At 58.6% G+C, this 19,530-nt stretch carries 17 protein-coding genes; 9 read left to right on the forward strand and 8 right to left on the reverse strand.

Going from position 1 to position 19,530, the window contains the following annotated elements; genetic code table 11:
• Window positions 1-54 precede the first annotated feature (54 nt).
• A complete protein-coding gene (locus tag RT52_RS10945) occupies window positions 55-1,887 on the reverse strand; it encodes a bifunctional diguanylate cyclase/phosphodiesterase (protein WP_034817305.1) in 1,833 nt (610 codons plus the stop codon).
• A 276-nt stretch (window positions 1,888-2,163) separates the two neighbouring features.
• Between RT52_RS10945 and RT52_RS10950 the strand changes: the two genes are divergently transcribed.
• Both RT52_RS10950 and RT52_RS10955 read left to right on the forward strand, forming a co-directional pair.
• The gene (locus tag RT52_RS10950; protein WP_245175522.1) at window positions 2,164-3,987 is read left to right on the forward strand and encodes a C40 family peptidase; all 1,824 of its coding nucleotides are present in this window, start codon (window positions 2,164-2,166) and stop codon (window positions 3,985-3,987) included.
• A 114-nt stretch (window positions 3,988-4,101) separates the two neighbouring features.
• Window positions 4,102-6,801 carry an EAL domain-containing protein gene (locus RT52_RS10955; protein WP_034817308.1) on the forward strand — a complete coding sequence of 900 codons (2,700 nt, stop codon included), beginning with the start codon at window positions 4,102-4,104 and terminating at the stop codon, window positions 6,799-6,801.
• 27 nt (window positions 6,802-6,828) lie between these two features.
• Here RT52_RS10955 and RT52_RS10960 read toward each other — a convergent pair whose 3' ends face one another.
• A complete protein-coding gene (locus tag RT52_RS10960) occupies window positions 6,829-7,089 on the reverse strand; it encodes a hypothetical protein (RefSeq protein ID WP_034817310.1) in 261 nt (86 codons plus the stop codon).
• Complete coding sequence (locus tag RT52_RS10965) at window positions 7,086-7,814, reverse strand: DUF3784 domain-containing protein (RefSeq protein ID WP_034817312.1); 729 nt, start codon at window positions 7,812-7,814, stop codon at window positions 7,086-7,088. Before RT52_RS10965 ends, RT52_RS10960 begins: the two co-directional genes overlap by 4 nt.
• 125 nt (window positions 7,815-7,939) lie before the next feature.
• Between RT52_RS10965 and RT52_RS10970 the strand changes: the two genes are divergently transcribed.
• Window positions 7,940-8,413 (forward strand): DinB family protein, encoded by a 474-nt coding sequence (locus RT52_RS10970; RefSeq protein ID WP_034817313.1) that lies wholly within the window; start codon window positions 7,940-7,942, stop codon window positions 8,411-8,413.
• Between the two features lie 129 nt (window positions 8,414-8,542).
• Window positions 8,543-11,269, forward strand: a complete 2,727-nt coding sequence (locus RT52_RS10975; RefSeq protein WP_051690346.1) for an EAL domain-containing protein — start codon at window positions 8,543-8,545, stop codon at window positions 11,267-11,269.
• 14 nt (window positions 11,270-11,283) lie between these two features.
• Here RT52_RS10975 and RT52_RS10980 read toward each other — a convergent pair whose 3' ends face one another.
• The gene (locus RT52_RS10980; protein ID WP_034817315.1) at window positions 11,284-12,525 is read right to left on the reverse strand and encodes a UDP-glucose dehydrogenase family protein; all 1,242 of its coding nucleotides are present in this window, start codon (window positions 12,523-12,525) and stop codon (window positions 11,284-11,286) included.
• Between the two features lie 193 nt (window positions 12,526-12,718).
• Between RT52_RS10980 and RT52_RS10985 the strand changes: the two genes are divergently transcribed.
• The 5 genes from RT52_RS10985 (at window position 12,719) to RT52_RS11005 (ending at window position 16,427) form a co-directional block, all read left to right on the forward strand.
• Window positions 12,719-12,955: a hypothetical protein gene (locus RT52_RS10985; protein WP_034817380.1), complete on the forward strand. Its 237-nt coding sequence runs from the start codon at window positions 12,719-12,721 to the stop codon at window positions 12,953-12,955.
• A gap of 181 nt (window positions 12,956-13,136) precedes the next feature.
• Window positions 13,137-14,396 carry a poly-beta-1,6-N-acetyl-D-glucosamine synthase gene (pgaC, locus tag RT52_RS10990; protein WP_034817317.1) on the forward strand — a complete coding sequence of 420 codons (1,260 nt, stop codon included), beginning with the start codon at window positions 13,137-13,139 and terminating at the stop codon, window positions 14,394-14,396.
• The gene (gene pgaD, locus RT52_RS10995; RefSeq protein WP_034817320.1) at window positions 14,354-14,818 is read left to right on the forward strand and encodes a poly-beta-1,6-N-acetyl-D-glucosamine biosynthesis protein PgaD; all 465 of its coding nucleotides are present in this window, start codon (window positions 14,354-14,356) and stop codon (window positions 14,816-14,818) included. Before pgaC ends, pgaD begins: the two co-directional genes overlap by 43 nt.
• Window positions 14,815-15,666 carry a polysaccharide deacetylase family protein gene (locus tag RT52_RS11000; RefSeq protein ID WP_034817322.1) on the forward strand — a complete coding sequence of 284 codons (852 nt, stop codon included), beginning with the start codon at window positions 14,815-14,817 and terminating at the stop codon, window positions 15,664-15,666. Before pgaD ends, RT52_RS11000 begins: the two co-directional genes overlap by 4 nt.
• A 101-nt stretch (window positions 15,667-15,767) precedes the next feature.
• Window positions 15,768-16,427: a hypothetical protein gene (locus tag RT52_RS11005; protein ID WP_034817324.1), complete on the forward strand. Its 660-nt coding sequence runs from the start codon at window positions 15,768-15,770 to the stop codon at window positions 16,425-16,427.
• An 18-nt stretch (window positions 16,428-16,445) separates the two neighbouring features.
• Here RT52_RS11005 and RT52_RS11010 read toward each other — a convergent pair whose 3' ends face one another.
• The 4 genes from RT52_RS11010 to RT52_RS11025 all read right to left on the reverse strand — a co-directional run bounded on the left by RT52_RS11010 (window position 16,446) and on the right by RT52_RS11025 (window position 19,530).
• Window positions 16,446-17,090, reverse strand: a complete 645-nt coding sequence (locus RT52_RS11010) for a DsbA family protein (RefSeq protein ID WP_034817326.1) — start codon at window positions 17,088-17,090, stop codon at window positions 16,446-16,448.
• Between the two features lie 120 nt (window positions 17,091-17,210).
• Window positions 17,211-17,627, reverse strand: coding sequence for a GNAT family N-acetyltransferase (locus RT52_RS11015; RefSeq protein WP_034817327.1), 417 nt, complete (start codon window positions 17,625-17,627; stop codon window positions 17,211-17,213).
• Window positions 17,624-18,562, reverse strand: coding sequence for a glycoside hydrolase family protein (locus RT52_RS11020; RefSeq protein WP_034817330.1), 939 nt, complete (start codon window positions 18,560-18,562; stop codon window positions 17,624-17,626). Before RT52_RS11020 ends, RT52_RS11015 begins: the two co-directional genes overlap by 4 nt.
• The gene (locus RT52_RS11025) at window positions 18,559-19,530 is read right to left on the reverse strand and encodes a glycoside hydrolase family protein (RefSeq protein WP_034817332.1); all 972 of its coding nucleotides are present in this window, start codon (window positions 19,528-19,530) and stop codon (window positions 18,559-18,561) included. The genes RT52_RS11020 and RT52_RS11025 overlap by 4 nt, the downstream gene beginning before the upstream one ends.

Raw genomic sequence — 19,530 nt, forward strand, 5'->3', positions numbered from 1 at the left:
AAACTGCAGACAATGTTTTGTCTACAGCCTGAGGGTTCACCGCGGCGAACCCTTTTACATTTGTTCATATGATTTAATCCAAGCTTCAAGCTCCTCAATCGGGAGCGGACGCGAGAAGTAGTAGCCTTGCATCTCATCACACCCGAGCGCCTTCAGCGTCTGGCGCTGGCTCTCCGTCTCGATTCCTTCGCACACCGTTCGTAACTTCAACCCTTTGGCGAGCTCGATGATGGACTGGACGATGACGTTCCCGGTCGGGTCGCTCTCTGTCGCCTGGATGAACTGCCGGTCAAGCTTAATCTCGTGAATCGGATAGTGCTTCAAGTAGACGAACGCCGAGAAGCCGGTGCCGAAGTCGTCAATCGAGATGGAGAAGCCGACGTCCCGGAAGTCGATGAAGCGTTCGATGACGTGCAACTGGTTCTCCATGCCGACGCTCTCCGTGATCTCGAACGTCAAATACGTCGGACAGACGCCGATGTCGCGGACGATGTGCGCGAACTTGTCGACGACCCCGTCTGACAAGAAGTGACGGGCCGACAAGTTGAGCGCGAGCCGGTACTTGCGCCCCGCATCGTGCCACTCCTTCAACTGCCTGCAGGCGATGGTGAACATCTGTTCTTCGAGCGTGATGATGACGCCGGTCGATTCGGCGAGCGGGATGAAGTCGAGCGGTGGGACGAGTCCTTGCTCCGGATGTAGCCATCGCATGAGCCCTTCAAACCCGTTCAACCGCCCGGTCGCCGCATCGATTTTCGGTTGATAGAAGAGAGTGAACTCGTTCAAGGCGATGCCTTTACGAAGATTCATCTCGAGCGTCAGTTCGGCCGCCGCCTTCTCCCCCATCTCCGGCTCATAAAACGCGACGACGCCGCGTTGCACGTTGCCGCTCTCCGCGAGTCGCGTTGCATGAATCAATTCAATCGTCGAATACGTCTTGTCCTCGATTGCGATGAAAGCGCTCATCGTCAAGACGACATCGAGCGCGCCTACGGCATACGCCTCTTTCGTCACCGTCTCCGCGAGCATGTCGGCGACCCCGAACGCTTTGATGCGGTCCCCGTAAGGCGTCCAAACCATGAAGCCGGACTGCGAGATGCGCGCAAGCATCGTCGGGTCGACGATGTGGCGAAGCCGGGCCGCGACGTCTTTGACGAGCGCGTCGGCCTTCTCGAGCCCGAGCGCGTCCTCGATCGCCCGGAACTTGTCGACCTTCAAATAGATGAGCGAGCCGAGACGGCCGTCCGCCTCTTCCCGGACGCGGTCGACGTGTTCGACGAACGCGTTCTCGTTCATGAGTCCCGTCAGCGCGTCCGTGTAGGCGAGACGCGTGACGTGTTCCTCAATCGATTGACGCTCGAGTCGGAGGTAGAGGATGGCGATGAAGTCCGATAACGTGCTGACGATGAGTTCCTCCATATACGTCCACGTCCGCGGGGCGAACGTCTCACAACAGATGACGCCTTTCGCGTGATTGTTCGCATAAATCGGCGCGTCGAGCATGGAGTAGATGCGCTGTCCTTCGACGAAGTATTGTTGATACAAATCCTTCACCCACGGGTGGCTACGTACATCGTCGAACGGGAGCACCCGGTTCGTGCGGAGCGCATCGAAATAGACCGGCGCGGCATCCCGATCGACGATCAAGTCCGGTTGGGTGTGCCCGACCTCTTTCGAATACGCGACTTGGCAACGGATGGACGCGTACGTGTCATCGAAGTGCCAAATCGAGACGGTGTCGACGTCGAGCATATCCGAGACGACTTGACACATATAGCTGATCGCCTGATGGACCGTCGCTTCATTCACGTCCGGCATCCGTACGAGGTCGAACAGTTTCTCTTGATGTTTTCGATACGATTGTGCGGAAAAGTTCCCCTCGGTCATAAGTCCCCTACTCTCCTCATTAATCTTATCTTCATCATAGCATGAATACTTGGGAAGAATAGTTTCCAAAATTCAACAGAAAGTCAATTTCTGATTCACCCTTTTTACCCAATTCATCCCATTTATACCTGTCAAAAAATATTGACCTCCTTTTCAACGGAATTGGCCTGTTTGAGTCCTTCCCCCCATTGCCTGCCGATTTCGAAACACCTTACAATATAACTGTATTGATTTTATCGAACCGTTACCTACGCCATCTACGAAGGAAGTGACTCCATGGATCATAAGTCCGGCCTCATGTACTCATTCGCCGCCATCGCCGCCGTATCCGTCCTCGCTCAGGCCGACGACGCCGCTGCCGCTAGCACACACACCGTCCGTGCCGGAGATACGCTCTGGTCAATCAGCCAGCAGCACAATATCCCGCTCGCGACATTGAAATCTGTGAACAACTTGACGTCCGACCGAATCGCCATCGGACAGACACTGAGACTCTCTGGCGCCGTGACGCTCGCACCTGCGAACAATAACGCGACGCAAGCGACCGCGACCCGTACGACGACCGCGAACTTGAACCTCCGGAGCGGCGCCGGGACGACGCATAGCGTCCTTCTTACGATTCCGCGCGGCCAACGACTCACCCCGCTCAAGACGAGCGGAGTCTGGACGCAAGTGACGTATAACGGCCGCACAGGTTGGGTGCACAACGACTTTTTAAGCGCCGCACCTGCACAACCGGCAACGCCTGCCCCGGCACCGACTGCACCAATCGTCACCCCGAGCGCGACTGCATCAAAGACGACGGCGAACTTGAACCTCCGCGCCTCGAAGTCGACGACCGCACGCGTGTTGACGACGATTCCGAAAGGACAGAGCGTCACCGTCTTGAAAGTCGAAGGCACATGGTCGCACGTGAAATACGGAACGCAAACGGGCTTCGTCGCGAATACATATTTGACGAAGGCGGCGTCCACGCCGACACCGGCACCGGCCCAGCCGGCTACACCAGCTCCGACGCAACCGACGCAAATCAAAGAAGAGAGCATCAACACGTCGTACGTGACGACCGCGAACTTGAACGTGCGCCAAGGCGCAGGGACCGGCTTCGCCCTCGTCACGACCATCCCGAACGGCACGACCGTGACGGCGACGAAACAGAGCGGCTCGTGGGTGTACGTGACATATAACGGCAAGTCCGGTTACGTCAGCACTGGCTTCTTGAAACAGACGACGACCGCACCGAGCGCACCGGTCGCCCCGAACCTCGGGGATGCTGGCGCCGGCAACACGGACGTCGATTACGTTGTCAACACGCCGTCATTGAACGTACGCGCCTCGGCGACGACGAGCTCGGCCATCATCGGCAGCGTTACAGCCGGCCAGACGCTCCGCGTCGTGCAGACGTCAAACGGATGGCACCAAATCTATATCGGCAACACGACGGGCTTCGTCTCGGCTTCGTTCGTGAAACAAGTGCCGAAAGGGACAGCGGCGAACCCGACGTGGGTCTCAGGCTCGTATGACGCCCACACGTTCTTCACGGCAAGCCCGGCCGCCATCCGAGCCCAAGCGAGCGACACGAGCGCGATCGTCGGTTCGACGCTTCGCGGTGGCCTGTTGAACGTCATCGGTGAGACGGCGACCCATTACCGCGTCGCCGAAGGGTTCATCGCCAAATCGTTCGTGACGCACGTGAACGGACAGTCTGCCCAGGCGACCCGCCTCGCGACGATCGCCGTCGCCCAGCGCTTCGTTGGCACACCTTACGTCTGGGCCTCGTCAAGCCCGGTCAATGGCGGTTTCGACTGCTCCGGCCTCATCTTCTATGCGTTCAACCAAGCAGGCGTCAACATCCCGCGCACGAACGTCGCCAACTATTGGAGCGGCGCCTACTTCGGCCCGCAGTTGCCGAAATCGTTCACGCCGCAAGCGGGTGACCTCGTCTTCTTCGAGAACACGTACACGGCCGGGCCGTCCCACATGGGCATCATGATCAACGCGGACACGTTCATCCACGCCGGCACGTCCGGCCTCGGCTACAACCAAATCAGCAAAGAACCGTACTGGCAATCGCGCCTCATCGGTTACAAGCGTCCGTGACTTTCGTCGCACCTTGAAAACCCGACCTTAGTCGGGTTTTCTTTTCGATATGCAGGATTCCGTACCGAAGATGCGAAATGCGAGATAAGATAAGAAGAAAACAGGAGGTGTCCGATGGGCCAAGATCGCTTCGCCAAAATCCCGTATCGGATTTATACGATGGGACTCGCCATCGCCTGCCTCATCGGCGTGCTCTCGTTCGGGCTTGGACTCAGCTATTATTGGAAAGAAAAACATACCGCCGTCGACCAAACGGTGACGAACTTGAACCACGCCGCCGACCTAGCGGGCGTCGAGGCCTATCTCGTCCTCCATCAGACGGCAAGGCTGTATGAGACGAACTCGGACCAACCGACGAACCTTCTCTCGGCCCCGTACCGGGAACGGGCGCTCCAATACAACATCCAGCTCCGTGACGACTTCGAGACGGGCGTGAACGAACGGGAACGCGAGGCGCTCCTCGCCTTCTCGGAACGCCTCGAGGAGACGCTTGACGAAGCCCGCTTCGACATCGTCCCGTTCGATGTCATCGAATCGATCGACCGGCGTTGGCTCTATCAGGGGCTCGAACGTACGGCGCAGGAGAACACCGCATACGAACTCGCGGACGCCGTCATGCGCATGCAGATGACGTTCGTCCAAAACGTGCCGAACTTGCTCGCCGAGACACCGGACGCCGAGGCGCTTGAGATCGAGGTCGCCCCGCTCGCGAACGAGGCCCGCTTGATTGAAGACATCGTCGCGACCGATCCGTCACTACGGACCCGCGCCGTCTCTGATTTGATTGAGAGCGCCCTCGCCCTCGGCCGGCTCGCGACGTCCGAGTCGACGCTCGAGGCCCGTTACGTCAACAGCACGAGTTTCTATGAAGACACGCATGACGTCCTGCGCTCGCTTCGCTCCTCGTCCGAGACGACGCTCGCCTCGGAAGGGAATCGCTACGGGGCGCTCGCCATCGCCGCGCTCCTGTTGACGATTCTCTTGTCGTTCGGCCTCCTCGCCGCCCTCTGCCTCACCCGGAAAGCGTACGCCCATGACCTCGACCATTTGAAGGCGCGGGCGCTCGCCATCGACCCGAGCACGGAGCCGGTCGAGGCGACGTTCCCGGTGAGCCATGATTTCCGCGGCATCGAGGACGAGCTCCGAGAGATTGCCGTGAGCGTCCATTCGACCGTCCACACGCTCGAGACGCAGTCGACGGACTTGTTGCGCTATCACGAGCGCTGGTCGTCGCTCTTCTCCGAGACCGGTCTGGCCATCGCCCTCGTCGATGACGCGTACGATTTCCTCGAACGAAACGATGTGTTCCGTCAGTTCTTCGGCGACCGCAACTTGTACGAAATCAACCAACTGTTCACCGAGACGGGACGTCGCTTGTTCCGCGAAGCGCTCGACGGTGTGACCGAGCACGGGACGAGCGCCCAGTTCATCCTGCATTTGAAAGGCGAGCACGTCCGCTTTTTGAACATGAAGATTATCCCGCTCAAACGCGGTGAGGCGTTGACGTATTACCTCATCCTTGAAGATGAGACCGAGCGCGTCGAACGGGAGCGGAAAGTCGACCGGCTCGTCCGGTTCGACATGGCGACGAACCTGTATAACGAGTACGGCTTCGTCCAGGCTTGGGCGAAACAAGACATCGATGGGGCGTTCGTCGTCATCAAGCTGAACGATTTCCACCATCTCGTCGACTGGTACGATGCGACGTATGCGGACCTGCTCATGACCGAGTTCGCGCGCCACGTCGAGGACCGGCTCGCGAAGTACGCCCAGCACTTGTTCGGGCGCTATCGGGACGACACGCTCATGCTGTACGTCAAAGGCTTCGCCGCGGCAGACGAGCATGAACTGATGGAGCTGTTCCCGACCGAGCTTTTAATCAACGGCAAACGCCAGACCGTCCACGTCCAAATCGGGGCGACGCACACGACGCCGAACTATACGGACTGTCTGTTCGAGGCGACGAAGGCGCTCCAACACGCCAAAGAGACGCGAACCCCGTTCGTCTGGTACGACGCGAGCATCCTCGCCCAGCTCCAATGGGCCGCATTGATTGAACAGGCGCTGCCGGATGCGATCTCAAAAGGTCAAATCACCGTCGCCTATCAGCCGCAAGTCGAGCTGAAGACGGGCAAGGTCGTCGGGGCCGAGGCGCTCGCGAGGTGGCATCACCCTGAGATTGGCCACGTCCCGCCGAACGAGTTCATCCGCATCGCCGAGCGGTCCGATCAAATCCTATGGCTGTCGCACTCGATCCTTGACCAGGTTATCGACCAGCTCGTCACGTGGCGACAGACACCGTTCGCCGAGATCTCGCTGTCGTACAACTTGTCCGCCCACTCGGTCGACCCGTCGATCGTCGCGAAACTGCGCGACCAAATCGAGGCGTACCCGTGGCTGCCGGACCGATTGAAAATCGAGTTGACCGAGTCGGCCGACATCATGTCGCACACGGGCGAACTCGACCGTCTCGAGGATATCGCCGACCTCGGCTACTGCCTGTCAATCGACGACTTCGGGACGGGATACGCCTCGTTCGAAGCGATTTGGCATTTGCCGATTCAAGAAGTGAAGATTGATCGCATGTACGTCAGCGGTAAGGCGAAAGACAGCACCTCGTTCCTCCGCGCCGTCTCGCGGTTCGCGAGCGAACAAAAACTCACCTCGCTCGCCGAGGGCATCGAGACCGAGGAGGACTTGAACCGCATCCTCGCCGAAGGCGTCGAGCTCGGACAAGGCTATTACTACGCCCCGGCGCTCCAAGCGGACGCGTTCGAGTCGTGGGTCCATGAAAAAACAGGCCACCGTGAGTGACCTGTCGCTAGACCGGCTGACGATTTGTCAGCCGGTCTTTCGTTTGATTCCATTAAGGAGTAGCTTCAACGCGATCAAGCTGAAGATGATCGGCAAGACGATCGGGAGCGACCCGCGCGGCAACAGCCCGAAGACGATGAACACCGTCATCCCGACCGTGAAGAATAGCTTGATACCCCTGTCCGTCGTGAACTTGTCCCAGCGCCAGACGAGCAAGAGCAGCGCGAGCGGCGGGAAGAAGAACGTCAGGAAAAAGAAGGGCATGTTGCGTGTGTACCATGGACTCATCGATTCACCACCTCCTCATACAACGCCCTCGTCGCCTGTTCCGTCTCGAGGTTCAAGTAAATCGGTTTACCGCTCCAATCGATGCGGATGACCGGGGCGACGTCCCGATTGATGAAGAGGAGCACGTCTTCTTTATAAATCGTGCGGAAGTTGCCGGTGAGGCGTGATGATGTCGCCGACCCGTTCTGCCGACGTTCGATGCCCGGGAACGACGTCAGCGTGATGGCCGTCATGTCGGCATACGGCACGGCCTGACCGTACGCACCTTCGATGACGAGCGCCGACTCGGTGAGCGTCACCTCGGTCGGTTGCGAGAACCAAAACATGAGCCCCGGGATGACCGTCAACAGCAACACGCTGACAATCGCGAGCGGGATGAGGCGTTTCTTCCCGCCCGGACGAAGCCGGCCCGACTCGTCGAAGATGTTCCCGTCATACTTCTGGGCGCGCCAAAGTGTGACGACGACGAACAAGAGCAGCGCGATGAAGAGCGGTTCGAGCGGGATATTCAATCGGAGCACTTCGATGGCGGCGATGAGAAGAAAGATGACCCCGATCCCGTACGCCATGATGCCGATGAGCCGGGCGACCGATTTGATGTCGACGCGGGCCTTTCGTTCCTGATTCATTGTGTTGTAGCCGGAAATGAGGAAATGCCAGCCGAGTCGATGGACGGCAAAGCCGAGGAAGAACATGAGCAGTGCCGCGAGTACTAAAATCCACATAGATGAGACCTCCTGTCTTCTCTATTCTACGTGAAAACATACGTTTCGTTCCAACAATCGTCAGATGCACGCGAAACAGCGGTTCTCCCGTATACTGGTGGTAGAAACACAGAAGGAGGAATTCGATGTATCGCACGAAACAAGATTTCATCACGGATTGGACGAAATCATCGGCCGGCACGCTCGACGTGCTCCGCACTGTCACCGACGAGACGATCACGCAATCGATCGTCCCGGGGCACAACTCGCTCGGTTGGATCGGGTGGCACGTGACGACGGCACTCGGCTACTTCACGAACTTGCTCGGCTTCCGGTTGTCGGCACTGAAGTCGTTGACCCAACCGACCACGGCGGGTGTGATCGCCGCTCAGTACGAACGCTATGCAAACGAAATCGCCGAGGCGGCCGAATCGTTCACCGAATCATATCTTCTCGAAGAAGTGAACGTGCACGGCACGATGACCCCGCGCGGCGCCGTCCTCCGGATGATGCTCGACCATCAGACGCATCACCGCGGCCAGATGACGGTGTTGCTCCGGCAAGCCGGCCTCCCGGTCCCAGGCGTCATGGGGCCGACGAAAGAACAGATGAACGCGTGACGACCCGCCCTCGGCGGGTCGTTGTCGTTTCACGAAAACAGGCTCAGCTTTTCCATCACGTTGTCGTTTTCCGTTCCCTCGAATCAGGAAAAGAAAGAAAGCGTTATGTGATTCGAAAGGAGGTCCGATATGCGCCGCTCCCCGTTCGCCGATGTCCCGTTCCGCACCGTCCTCACCGTCTTGTTTGCGCTCTCGTTCGTCGCCGTCGTGTTGCTCACGTTTTGGAGCGGCTATTATTGGAAAGAAAAAGCCGAGACGTCGCGCCAAGCGATCACGAACATGACGTACGCGAAAGACGTGTCCGGCGTCGAGAGCCATTTGATCCTTTATTATGTCGCCCGGCAGTATGAAATCGAGCGTGCCGAGACGTTCACGCTCGTCTCGGACCAATATCGGGATCAAGCCCTCGCCTTTAATCGCTCGCTCATCAACGACGTCCACGCCGGTCTCTCCGACCGGGAACGTGACGCCGTGCTCGCCTTCTCCGACAATATCGAGGCGGCGACGACGAGCATCAACACGGATTGGTTCCGGATCGTGCCGTTCGATTTATTGAAGTCGCTCGACCGCCGTTGGATTTATGACGGGCTGCGCCAGACGAATCAAGACAGCTCGCTCTACGAGGCGACCGACGCCTTGCTCCGGCTCCAGATGGCGTACACGCGAAACATCGACCGCGTCTTCGTCGCCGACCCGGACAAAGACCAACTCGCGGAGTTCGAAGCGTCACTCCTCCCGGAACAAGCCTTGTTGCAAAATCTCGTGCTCGATCGCCCGATTTTGTCAGATACGGTCGACAATCGCATCAATCAGGCGTTCACCGCACTCGACCAACTGTCGAACCCCGACGTCCCGTACGAGGCGCGCTACGTGAGCGCCATCGCCTTTTACGACCAGACCCAGCGTATGCTCGACGCCATCAGCGACAAGGCGCTCGCGGCGCTCGAGACGGAACGACGTCAAGAACAGTCATTTTATGTGTTCACCTTGATTTTTGGCATGTTGACGCTCGCCTTGCTGTCGTACGGGTTCGTCCGCTATTATTACCGCTATCGGTTCGACTTGGTCCATCTGCAGGAACGCGCCCTCGCCATCGACCCGATGCTTGAACCCCCGGCGAACTCGTTCCCGGACCGGCACGATTTCGCACCGGTCGAACAGGAGTTAAAACGCATCGCTCGCGACATGTCGCTCACCGTCCGTCATCTCGAAGCAAAATCGTTCGAGCTCGCCGAAGTGCATGAACGTTGGGCGTCTCTTTTCACGGAGACCGGGCTCGCTATCGCATTGATTGATGACAAGTTCGAGATTATCGAACGCAACGACGTGTTCGAACGACTGCTCGGCAATCGGAACTTGTACGAGTTCACCCAGCTACTGACAGCGACCGGGCGCAAAATTTGGGAAGACGGTCTCGCCCACGTCAAACGGGAGCAGCGGCCAAGCGAGTTCATCCTCTTCTTTGAAGAGACGCCGCGGCGCTACATGAGCGTCAAGCTATTGCCGCTCGAGGTCGGCAATCACCGGCATTACTACATCATCTTAGAGGATGTGACCGAACGAATCGTCCGCGAGCAAGAAGTCGACCGGCTCGTCCGTTACGATGACGCGACCGGCCTGTTGAACGCGTATGGTTTCGCCCAGACGTATCGAAAACGAGGACTCGCGGCGACACATGGCGTGTTCCTCGTCTTCAAAGTGAACGACTATCAACACTTGTCCGACTGGTACGGAACGGCTTACGCGGAAGCGGCGCTCAAACGGCTCGTCTCCCGGCTCGAGGCCCGTCTGAAGAAATATGCGACGAGCCTGCTCGGACGTTACCGTGACAACACCCTCCTCCTCTACATTCAAGACTTGGACGCCGAAGACAAAGACGAGGTCGAGGACTTGTTCCCCCGTGACTGGGATGAGCGGACGCGACGCCAAGCGCTCGACAGCCAATGCGGGATGACGGTCGTCCGGATGCAGTCGTATGACGAGGCGTTGAAACAAGCGATGAACGCGCTGCAACTCGCCATCGAGCAACGGACCCGCTTTGTCTGGTACGACGCGGACGTGCTCCGGCAAGTCGAGCGGCTCGCCTTGATTGAGCGGACTCTGCCTGACGCCATAAAGAAACGCGCGATTCACGTCGCCTACCATCCGCAAATCGAGTTGAAGACGGGCGCCATCGTCGGGGCAGAGGCACTCGCCCGCTGGGACAGCGACACGCACGGGAAAATCAGTCCCGACGAGTTCATCCGCATCGCCGAGAAGTCGGATCAGATTTTATGGCTGTCGCTCAGCGTGTTGGAACAAGTGATTGAACAGTTGCTCCGTTGGCATGACACGTCGCTGTCGGCGCTCACCGTCTCCTACAACTTGTCCCCCCGTTGTCTCGACGCAGCGATCGTCGACTTGTTGACGGAGACGGCCGAGACGCATCCGTGGATCACCGACCGGCTCGTCATCGAGTTGACCGAGTCGAGCGACTTGTTGACGTACCCGACCGATTTGAGCCAGCTCGAGACGATTGCCCGAAACGGCTATCGCCTCTCCATCGACGACTTCGGGACCGGCTACGCGTCGTTCGAGGCGATTTGGCATCTTCCGATTCATGAAGTGAAAATCGACCGTATGTACGTCAGCGGCAAGGCGAAAGACTCGTTGTCGTTCCTGCGCGCCGTCGCCCGCTTCACACGGGAACAACGGCTCGTCCTCGTCGCCGAGGGAATCGAGACGAAACTTGAGTTGAAGCGGATGATTGAGGAAGGGGTCGAGATTGGGCAAGGGTATTACTTCACCGAACCGCTCGACGCCATGACGTTCACGGCGTGGGCAGAAGCACGCATACAAAAAGACGAGACCAGTTGAGGTCTCGTCTTTGTTCATTTCGACGTCGAAGGATTCACCTTCTGTTGCATCCGACCAACGCCCTCGTATTGAACGTCACGCGGGTCGCGGGCGAACTTCCATGCGTTGCGGGCGTCAATGAAGCGCGGTTGACGCATGCCGGCGAACGCTTCCGGTTTCAAGTTGACGAGTTCTTCCCACTCGGTGACGAGGATGGCGTAGTCTGCTCCGTCGAGCGCCTCTTCCACCGTGTCGGCTTGGCGGTAGTCCCACGTCGCGAGCGGGTCGTAGCCGATGACTTCGACTTCTTGCAGGAGCAGCTGCTGGGCGAGCGCGATGGACGGGGCGTCACGCATATCGTCCGTCCCCGGTTTGAAGGCGAGCCCGAGGAAGGCGACGCGCATGCCGCGGGTCACGTCGAGCTTCGACAACAAGTAACGGATTTGGGCGTCATTCGTCTCCGCAGCCGCCCGGATGACCGGTAAGTCGAGACCGTTCTCCTGCGCGACGTGAAGCAGCGCGGCCATATCTTTCGGGAAACACGAGCCGCCATACCCGAGCCCAGCGTTCAAGAACGAACGCCCGATGCGGGGGTCGAGCCCCATGCCGTCGGCGATCGTCGTGATGTCTGCCCCGGCCTTGTCGGCGAGACGGGACAAGTCGTTGATGAAGCTGATTTTCGTCGCGAGGAACGCGTTCGAGGCGTACTTGATGAACTCGGCGTTAATCGGTGATGTGCAGACGAGCGGGACGCCGAGGCGGCCGTAAATGCCCGCGAGTTCTTCACACATCTCGAGGTCATCGCTGCCGATGACGACGCGATGTGGTTTCAATACGTCCGCCAAGGCGCGTCCTTCCTGTAAGAATTCCGGCACGATGGCGAACGTGTGCGCCGGATACATCACCTTCAAGACGTTCGTCGTCCCCGGCGGCACCGTGCTCCGGATGATGATCTTTTGCGGTGTCTTGAACGCGGCGAGCGCCGCTTCGATGTATGACAAGTCACAGCTGCCATCTTCGCGGCTCGGCGTCCCGACGGCGAGAATGACGTAGTCGGCACCTGACGCGAGCCCGACATCGTCCGTCCACGTGATCGCGTCTTGATATTCGGAGAGCACTTCGGCCATACCCGGTTCGTGGAACGGGACCGTGCCGCCTTTCAACTGCTCGAGTTTTGGTATGTGTTTCTCGACGCCGATGACCTCGTGCCCCGCTTTCGCGAGTCCGCACAACGTGGCCAATCCGACGTAGCCTAAACCAATGATTCCAAATTTCACGCTAGTTCCTCCTTCGGTATGCTCCCTTCAACAGTAGCGAAAAGCCGGGATGAAGGGAAGGCGATAACGCGCTCGAATGTTCTTTCGGGACTGACTTTTTTCATTTGGTAGGGTGACGGGTCGGCTCGGAAGTGCGCGCTGGCGCGGGGAAGTGCTATAATGGGTCAAAATGACGCTAGAAAGGACTAACCGCATGGGCTTACTCGCTTTCTTTTTGGTTACACTCTTCATCTATTATTGGTTTCCGGTCCGGGGGGGACTGAAAACCTTCCTTCTCATCTTGATTATGGTGAGCGGTTGGCTCTCCATCTTCGAAATCGTCTCCATTTTGGAAGCCCGTCCATGGGTGGCCGCCCCATTACTTCTCATCATCGGTCTCATCGTTTGGAAGTGGCGCAGAGATCGCAATCGGCAAGAGAAGAGCGTTTGACGACCGTCAAATGCTTTTTTTGATGTATTCTCTTTCTTTACCAAAATTCCCTTGCAAAAAGACGTATTCATTCTAGTATCGTGACGTCTTTCACAAGTTTTTAAAACATATGGGAATCAGTTTAAACGGTGCTATCATACAAGCATCTTTCATTTTTATTCCGTACGAAGGGGACCTTTTTATGCAATTTTATTTGCTCGACTTGGCACCATGGATTGAACCGCTCGCACAGTTCGTCTTCTGGTACCCGTTTTTCATGGCGCTGTTTTGGATTTCTGGCGCCGTCTTGTTCAGCTTGACGCGTGAACAAGAGAAACCGCTCGATTTGAACGAGCGCGAATGGCCGCTCATCAGCATCCTCGTCCCATGTTACAACGAGGAAGAGACGATTGAAGAGACGATTACATATCTCGATCGCCTGACGTATCCAAACCTTGAAATCATCGCCGTCAATGACGGCAGCTCGGACCGAACCGGCGACCTCTTGATCGGGCTCGCCGACAAGCACGATCGGCTCCGGGTCATCGACTGCCATGAGAACCGCGGCAAGGCGAACGCCCTCCACATGGCCGCCCATGCCGCCCACTCCGAATACTTGCTCTGTGTCGATTCGGACGCGTTCCTCGACGAAGAAGCCCCGTACCAGCTCGTCCGCCACTTCCTAGAAGGCGGCGAACGGGTCGGTGCCGTCACCGGCAACCCGCGCATCCGTAACCGCGACACGCTTCTCAGCCGAATGCAAATCGTCGAGTACGCCTCGATTATCGGATCGATTAAGCGCACGCAGCGCGTCATGGGGAAAATCATGACCGTCTCTGGCGTCATCGTCATGTTCCGCAAAAAAGCGCTCCTCACGGTCGGGCTGTGGGACCGGGACATGATCACCGAAGACATCGCCGTCTCGTGGAAGCTCCAAAAGAAATTTTGGGACATCCGCTACGAGCCGCGCGCCATCTGCTGGATGCTCGTCCCGGAATCACTGTCGGGCATTTGGAAGCAGCGGGTCCGTTGGTCGCAAGGCGGGCAAGAAGTCGTCTTGCGTCACTTCGACATCTTCAAAGACTGGCGCCAACGCCGCATCTGGCCCGTCTATATCGAACAAGTCATCAGCGTCCTCTGGGCGTATGCGTGGCTCGTCGTCACGATTTACTTGTTCGTGACGGCCGACACGGTACAACAGATGCTCGTCTGGTTCACGTACAACTCGTTCGCGCTCGTCTTGATTAGCCACATCCAGTTGCTCATCTCGCTTTGGAACGACGCGCGGTACGATAACGTCTTCCGCTATTACGTCTGGGCCGCCTGGTACCCGGTCATCTATTGGATGCTCAACACGTTCGTCGTCATCGCGGCGACGCCGCGGGCCATCCGCTCGACAGTGAAAGGAGGCTATGCGACATGGAACTCTCCAGATCGCGGCACGAGACGGAGCAGCTTATAGGTCAAGACGTCCTCGTCAAGACGAAGCGCTCCTTCATCCGAAAAAGTATCGAAGTTTTCTTGACGCTCGTATTTTGGGCGTATACGTTCGTCGTCAGCTGGTTCTTCCTCAGTGCGGCGCTCGGTCAAAACGACCGCTACATCGCCACGCTCAAGACCGCGTTGAACGTCACGAACGCCGACATCCGTGGGTTGCTCGCCTTCGGTGTCCTGTCACTCCTCGCCTCGGCGCTCATCTTGTTCGTCTGGCGCACGTACAATAAGAAACGCTATGGCTCACTCAGACGCCGTAAGCCCCCGACCCCGACGACGACGGAAGAATTCGTAGCGCTCGGATTGATTGATGAGTCGGAAATCGTGCGCCTACAGACCGAGAAAGTCATCGTCTTCACCGATAACCCGGTAAAGGAGTTGACGAAGTGAGCAAAGTCTTTAAACTCCTCCTCGCCCTTGTCATCATCGCCGGGGTGACGTGGAAAGTGAACGACGTCACCTCGAAGCGGCCGGATACGCCGGACCCGATGCTCGTCGCGAAAGACGGCGTCTGCCTCGGGCTCAACTATCACCGTGTCAAAAAGCCACACGCATGGAACAAGACCGTCGAGACGTTGACCGGGTCGGACGACTTGAAACGGTATAACGTTTACGCCGACGAGTTCCAAGACCAGATTCGTTGGATGAAGCAAGCCGGCGTCCATTTCGCGACGCTCGGTGAAATCGAAGGATACGTGCGCGGCGAAGCGATTCCTGAGAAGTGCGTCTGGCTCTCGTTCGATGACGTCGACCATACCGTCTACGAGAACGCCTTCCCCGTCCTCCGTGAAGAAGGCGTCCCGTTCACGTTGTTCGTCATCACCGGCCACGTCGGCGAGACGTTCCAAAACTTGAACCTCGCTCCGTGGCATGAGTTAAAAGCGATGAAAGACAGCGGACTCGCCGATTTCGGATCGCACACGAACGATATGCATTACATCGAGGACGGGATGGCCGTCTTCCTCGACCCGGCGAACCACGACGCGTTCAAACGCGACCTCGAGGCGAGCCGGGCCGCCTTGAACGAACAGCTCGGGATTGACGCGACCGCCATCGCCTATCCGTTCGGGGAGACGGACGACGCCGTCACCGCCATCGCCGAGTCGGCCGGGTTCACCGATGCGTTCATCTTGAGCCCGAACCCGATCACGAACGACAACGCCCCGTACTTCATCGACCGTTACTTACTCGACAAACACGTCTTCGACGAGTTCGTCAAACCGTACCTGTCACGCTAAACACGCCATGCCGGCGTGTTTTTTTCATGAGCTCGTTCGTTCCCTTTCATTTTGAATCGAACGTGGAAAAGACGAGTAGACTATGGAAGCGAGGGATACGGATGACCGTCATGACATGGATCATCGCCGCCTGTGTCGCGGCCACGCTGAGCGTGATCTTCATTTGGCTCGCCGAAGAGCCCGTCGAACGCATCAAACTGCAAGTGTTCGCCACCGTCCTCTGTCTCCTCCTCATCGGCTTGAGCACGTATACGTTCGAACTTGAACGGGAGTCGCGCGACGCCTCGAACGCGCGCGTGATGACGGAGACGGACTACGCGGAACGGCTGCTCGCCTTAGAGGAAGAACATGCCGACGACTTGGCGTGGCAAGCGATTCAAATCGAGCGCGACGTGACCGAGAAGCTCGAGGCCCGCTACGCCGCCCGCGAGGACACGATGAAAGACAACCTGTTCTTGAAGGTGATTGATTTAGAAGACGTCATCAAGGCGCAGCGCGGTGAGATTTATGCCCTCGAGGACCGGCTCCGTGAGGCCGAGGCGATGAACGAGGCGCTCACGCTCGCCCTCGCGGACGCCGAGCGCTTGATGGACACAACGCCCGACGAAACGGAAGACATCGTCTTTTTTGAGACGTACGGCTCGTGCGAGGACTTGAACGCGATTTATCCGGAAGGCGTCCCGCTCGAACACGACGCCTATCTCCTCACGTTCGACACCGACCTCGACGGCATCGCCTGTGGACAAAACGACACCCGCTGAGCAATCAGCGGGTGTCGTTCACTCAGCCGGCACGTCGACGACGTCACCCGCTTGGATGTCTTTGTTCAAGACGCGCTCCATCTCATCGAGGCTGAACGCATCGAGCAACTTGATGCCGTTCACGTAAACGGTCGGGACATATTCGACGCCGAGGTCACGTGTGTAGAGCCGCGCGTTTTGGATGCTTTCGTCAATCTGCGGCGCGAGGAGCAGCTCAGCGTCCACGTCGAACAAGGCAGCGAGCCGATGGACGTACGCCTCGGTCCCGAAGTCGTCCGTTCCCGAGTCCATCCCGATTTGGCGCTGAAGCGCGTAATAGCGGTCCGGCATCAACCGTTCGGCGTTCGCGTCGACGCTCGCGAGCCGTTGCGACCGTTCGTTCAACAAGGCGAGCGCCTGTCCTTTGAACGACACCTTCCCCGTCTCAATCCACCGCGCCTCGATCTCCGGCAAGACGCTCTCCATCCACTTCTTGCACCACGGGCAACTGTAGTCGAAGACGAAGACGATCTCGTCGGCCCCGTCCCCGAGCTTCACTTTCTCGTCGAGAGGGAGCGCGTACTCGACGTACGTGAACGTCTCGGTCGCATCACCCGCCTCGCTCGTCGTACAGGCGGAAAGTAGAAATATCAGTCCAATCATAAGAAATCCTAGCCGTTTCATAAAAAACCTCCTCTTGTTCAATATTTCACATAAGTAGTTATACCATGCCCCCGCCCAAACCTCGAGTGACGTTCTTGCGACAATTGTCCGGTCAGACGAAAAGAAGCGTCCCGACGCGTGTCAGGCCCGCTCCATGATGACGTCTCGATTCAGCCGTCCGATCTCGATGAATCCGTGCCGTTCATAAAATGCAATCGCCCGGGCGTTATCGGCCTCGACGTGAAGCCGGACGACATGTTTCGCGGTCCGCCTCATCTCATCAAACAAGGCGTTCAACAGCGTGTGCCCGCTCCCTCGCGGAGCCTCCGGCAACACGCAAACATGGCTGATGAACGCGACGTCCGCGTCCATGTACGCCGACAATAAGCCGACGAGCCGGCCGTCTTCCCATAGCTCGAACGACGTCGCCCGGTCGTGCAGTTTCGCGGCGTACGCCTTTAAGTCGACCCGCTCGGACAGTTTTGTCGGGAACAAGCCGTCACAAGCCTCGAGATGGGCCACGTAGTCGGCGACCGACCCGCGACCGAGCGTGATCATACGTCCTCCAATACGGCGACACCGAACCCGTCCCGGCCGAACGCGTTGCCGTTATAGAGCAGATAGTGGCGCCCCTTCATCGTGAACACGTGCGGATAGCATTCCATGTCGGCGTCCCAACCGTCTTCGCTCCGCTCGAAGCCGAGCGCCGCATCGTCCCGCGTCCAGTCGACGAGGTCGTCGGAGTAGGCATAGCCGAGCCGATAGCCGCGCGTCGGATCGGTCCGGAAACCGAACGTGTCGCGGAAACAAAACACCATATGATAGCGACCGCCCGCCTCGAACACGGTCGGGAGCGCCTGGCTCTCGTCGGAGATCGCGTCCGGCACGACCCGCCCGTGCCGCGTGAACGTCTGGCCGTCCGTGGACGTGGCGAGGGCGATTTTATACGTCCGCTCTGCCACCCCGTCCGGACCTTCTTTCCACGTCGTCCCGTAAATGTAATACATGTAGTGTCGTTCCCGGCTGAAGACGAACGGGTCGCCGACGAGGAACGGTTCATCCACGCTCGCCGACAAGATCGGTCCGTCTCCGAGCCGCTCGAACGTGACACCGTCGTCATGGCTGACCGAGAGGCCAATTCCCGTCTCGACCGACACCGACTCACGCCGGCTCCAGCCGCTCGTGTAGCCGTACAAGGCGTCCTCTGTCCGGGTGACGTGAAACGGAAAGATCCCGTCCTCGTCGAACGTGCCGAGCTTGCCGAGCGGGATGACCGGCTCCCTCGAGACGTGAATCACGTCGAAGTCGGGCGTCATGTCGACGTAGCGGACGTGGCTCTTGAATAGGTTCCCATCTCGCTCGCGGGTCGAGAAGTAGATGCGGACGAAGTCGTCAAACACGAGCGCCTGCGGCGACTGCGCGAACGCCGAATAGTCCCCGAAAAAGCCGTACGGCTCCGGGTCGAAGATGTGTCTGAGCTTCTTCCATCTCATGTCGTCCCCTCCTTCCGTTCGGCGATGCCGAAACCGGCCCGTCCGACCTCGTTGCCGAGGTAGAGCAGATAGCGTTTCCCATTCACAGTGAACGTATGCGGATAGGCGACCATCTCGTCGTCGAACCCTGCTTCGGCGCGCGTGAACTTCATGACCGCGTCATCCCGCGTCCAGTGGAGGAGGTCCGGCGACGAGGCATACCCGAGCCGATACGTCCGCTCCGGGTTCTTCCGATAGTCGGTCGCGTCCCGGTAACAGAAGAACATGTGATAGCGCCCGTCCTCAAAAAACACGTCCGGGCTCGCCTGTGCCTCGTCCGGGAGCACGCTGTCGATCAAGTCGCGGTGCTGCTTCTCCCACGTCACGCCGTCGGTCGACGTGGCGAGCCGAATCTTATACACCGGCTCCGGGCGGGCTCCATCGAGAATCCATTCGCGCCCGGCGATATAGAACAAATACCAAACGTCACCGAAGCGCCGAATCTTCGGCCCGCTCAAGATGAACGGCTCGTCGAGCGTATAGGAGAGGATCGGGCCCGGCCCGACGCGTTCGAACGTCTGACCGCCGTCCCGGCTGACGGCTTTGCCGATATTGACGTTGAACGGCACGGACACGGTACGCGTCCAACCCCCGTAATAGGCGTGCACCTCGTCCCCGACGTCAATCGCCGAGAACGGATAGACGCCGAACTCGTCGAACGTCCCACGCGCCCCGAGCTCGAGCACCGGACGCTCGCTCACCCGGAGGATGCGGAAGTCCTGCTTGTCGACGTCGACGTACCCGCTATAGCTGACGTAACGCCCGTCAACCGGCTTCGGCCGACAGCTGAAATAGATGCGCACATACGTGTCGCGCTCGAGGACGGACGGCGCCTGTGCGAACGCATCCATCCAATCGAGGGCGGCGTCACGCGCCGGGCTGAACAACAGCCGGCGCTTTTCCCATTCGAACGTCTTCACCGTCTCCAT

This window comes from Exiguobacterium alkaliphilum 12/1, assembly GCF_000714435.1.
GTDB classification, from domain to species: Bacteria; Bacillota; Bacilli; order Exiguobacteriales; family Exiguobacteriaceae; genus Exiguobacterium; species Exiguobacterium alkaliphilum.

Excerpts from the sequence above, each read along its gene's own strand:
- RT52_RS10945 (WP_034817305.1), bottom strand. The coding sequence starts at position 1,887 with ATGACCGAGGGGAACTTTTCCGCACAATCGTATCGAAAACATCAAGAG.
- RT52_RS10975 (WP_051690346.1), top strand. The coding sequence starts at position 8,543 with ATGCGCCGCTCCCCGTTCGCCGATGTCCCGTTCCGCACCGTCCTCACC.
- RT52_RS11005 (WP_034817324.1), top strand. The coding sequence starts at position 15,768 with ATGACCGTCATGACATGGATCATCGCCGCCTGTGTCGCGGCCACGCTG.
- pgaC (WP_034817317.1), top strand. The coding sequence starts at position 13,137 with ATGCAATTTTATTTGCTCGACTTGGCACCATGGATTGAACCGCTCGCA.
- RT52_RS11015 (WP_034817327.1), bottom strand. The coding sequence starts at position 17,627 with ATGATCACGCTCGGTCGCGGGTCGGTCGCCGACTACGTGGCCCATCTC.
- RT52_RS10970 (WP_034817313.1), top strand. The coding sequence starts at position 7,940 with ATGTATCGCACGAAACAAGATTTCATCACGGATTGGACGAAATCATCG.
- RT52_RS10960 (WP_034817310.1), bottom strand. The coding sequence starts at position 7,089 with ATGAGTCCATGGTACACACGCAACATGCCCTTCTTTTTCCTGACGTTC.
- RT52_RS11025 (WP_034817332.1), bottom strand. The coding sequence starts at position 19,530 with ATGGAGACGGTGAAGACGTTCGAATGGGAAAAGCGCCGGCTGTTGTTC.
- RT52_RS10965 (WP_034817312.1), bottom strand. The coding sequence starts at position 7,814 with ATGTGGATTTTAGTACTCGCGGCACTGCTCATGTTCTTCCTCGGCTTT.
- RT52_RS11010 (WP_034817326.1), bottom strand. The coding sequence starts at position 17,090 with ATGAAACGGCTAGGATTTCTTATGATTGGACTGATATTTCTACTTTCC.
- RT52_RS10985 (WP_034817380.1), top strand. The coding sequence starts at position 12,719 with ATGGGCTTACTCGCTTTCTTTTTGGTTACACTCTTCATCTATTATTGG.
- RT52_RS10950 (WP_245175522.1), top strand. The coding sequence starts at position 2,164 with ATGGATCATAAGTCCGGCCTCATGTACTCATTCGCCGCCATCGCCGCC.
- RT52_RS10955 (WP_034817308.1), top strand. The coding sequence starts at position 4,102 with ATGGGCCAAGATCGCTTCGCCAAAATCCCGTATCGGATTTATACGATG.
- pgaD (WP_034817320.1), top strand. The coding sequence starts at position 14,354 with ATGGAACTCTCCAGATCGCGGCACGAGACGGAGCAGCTTATAGGTCAA.
- RT52_RS11020 (WP_034817330.1), bottom strand. The coding sequence starts at position 18,562 with ATGAGATGGAAGAAGCTCAGACACATCTTCGACCCGGAGCCGTACGGC.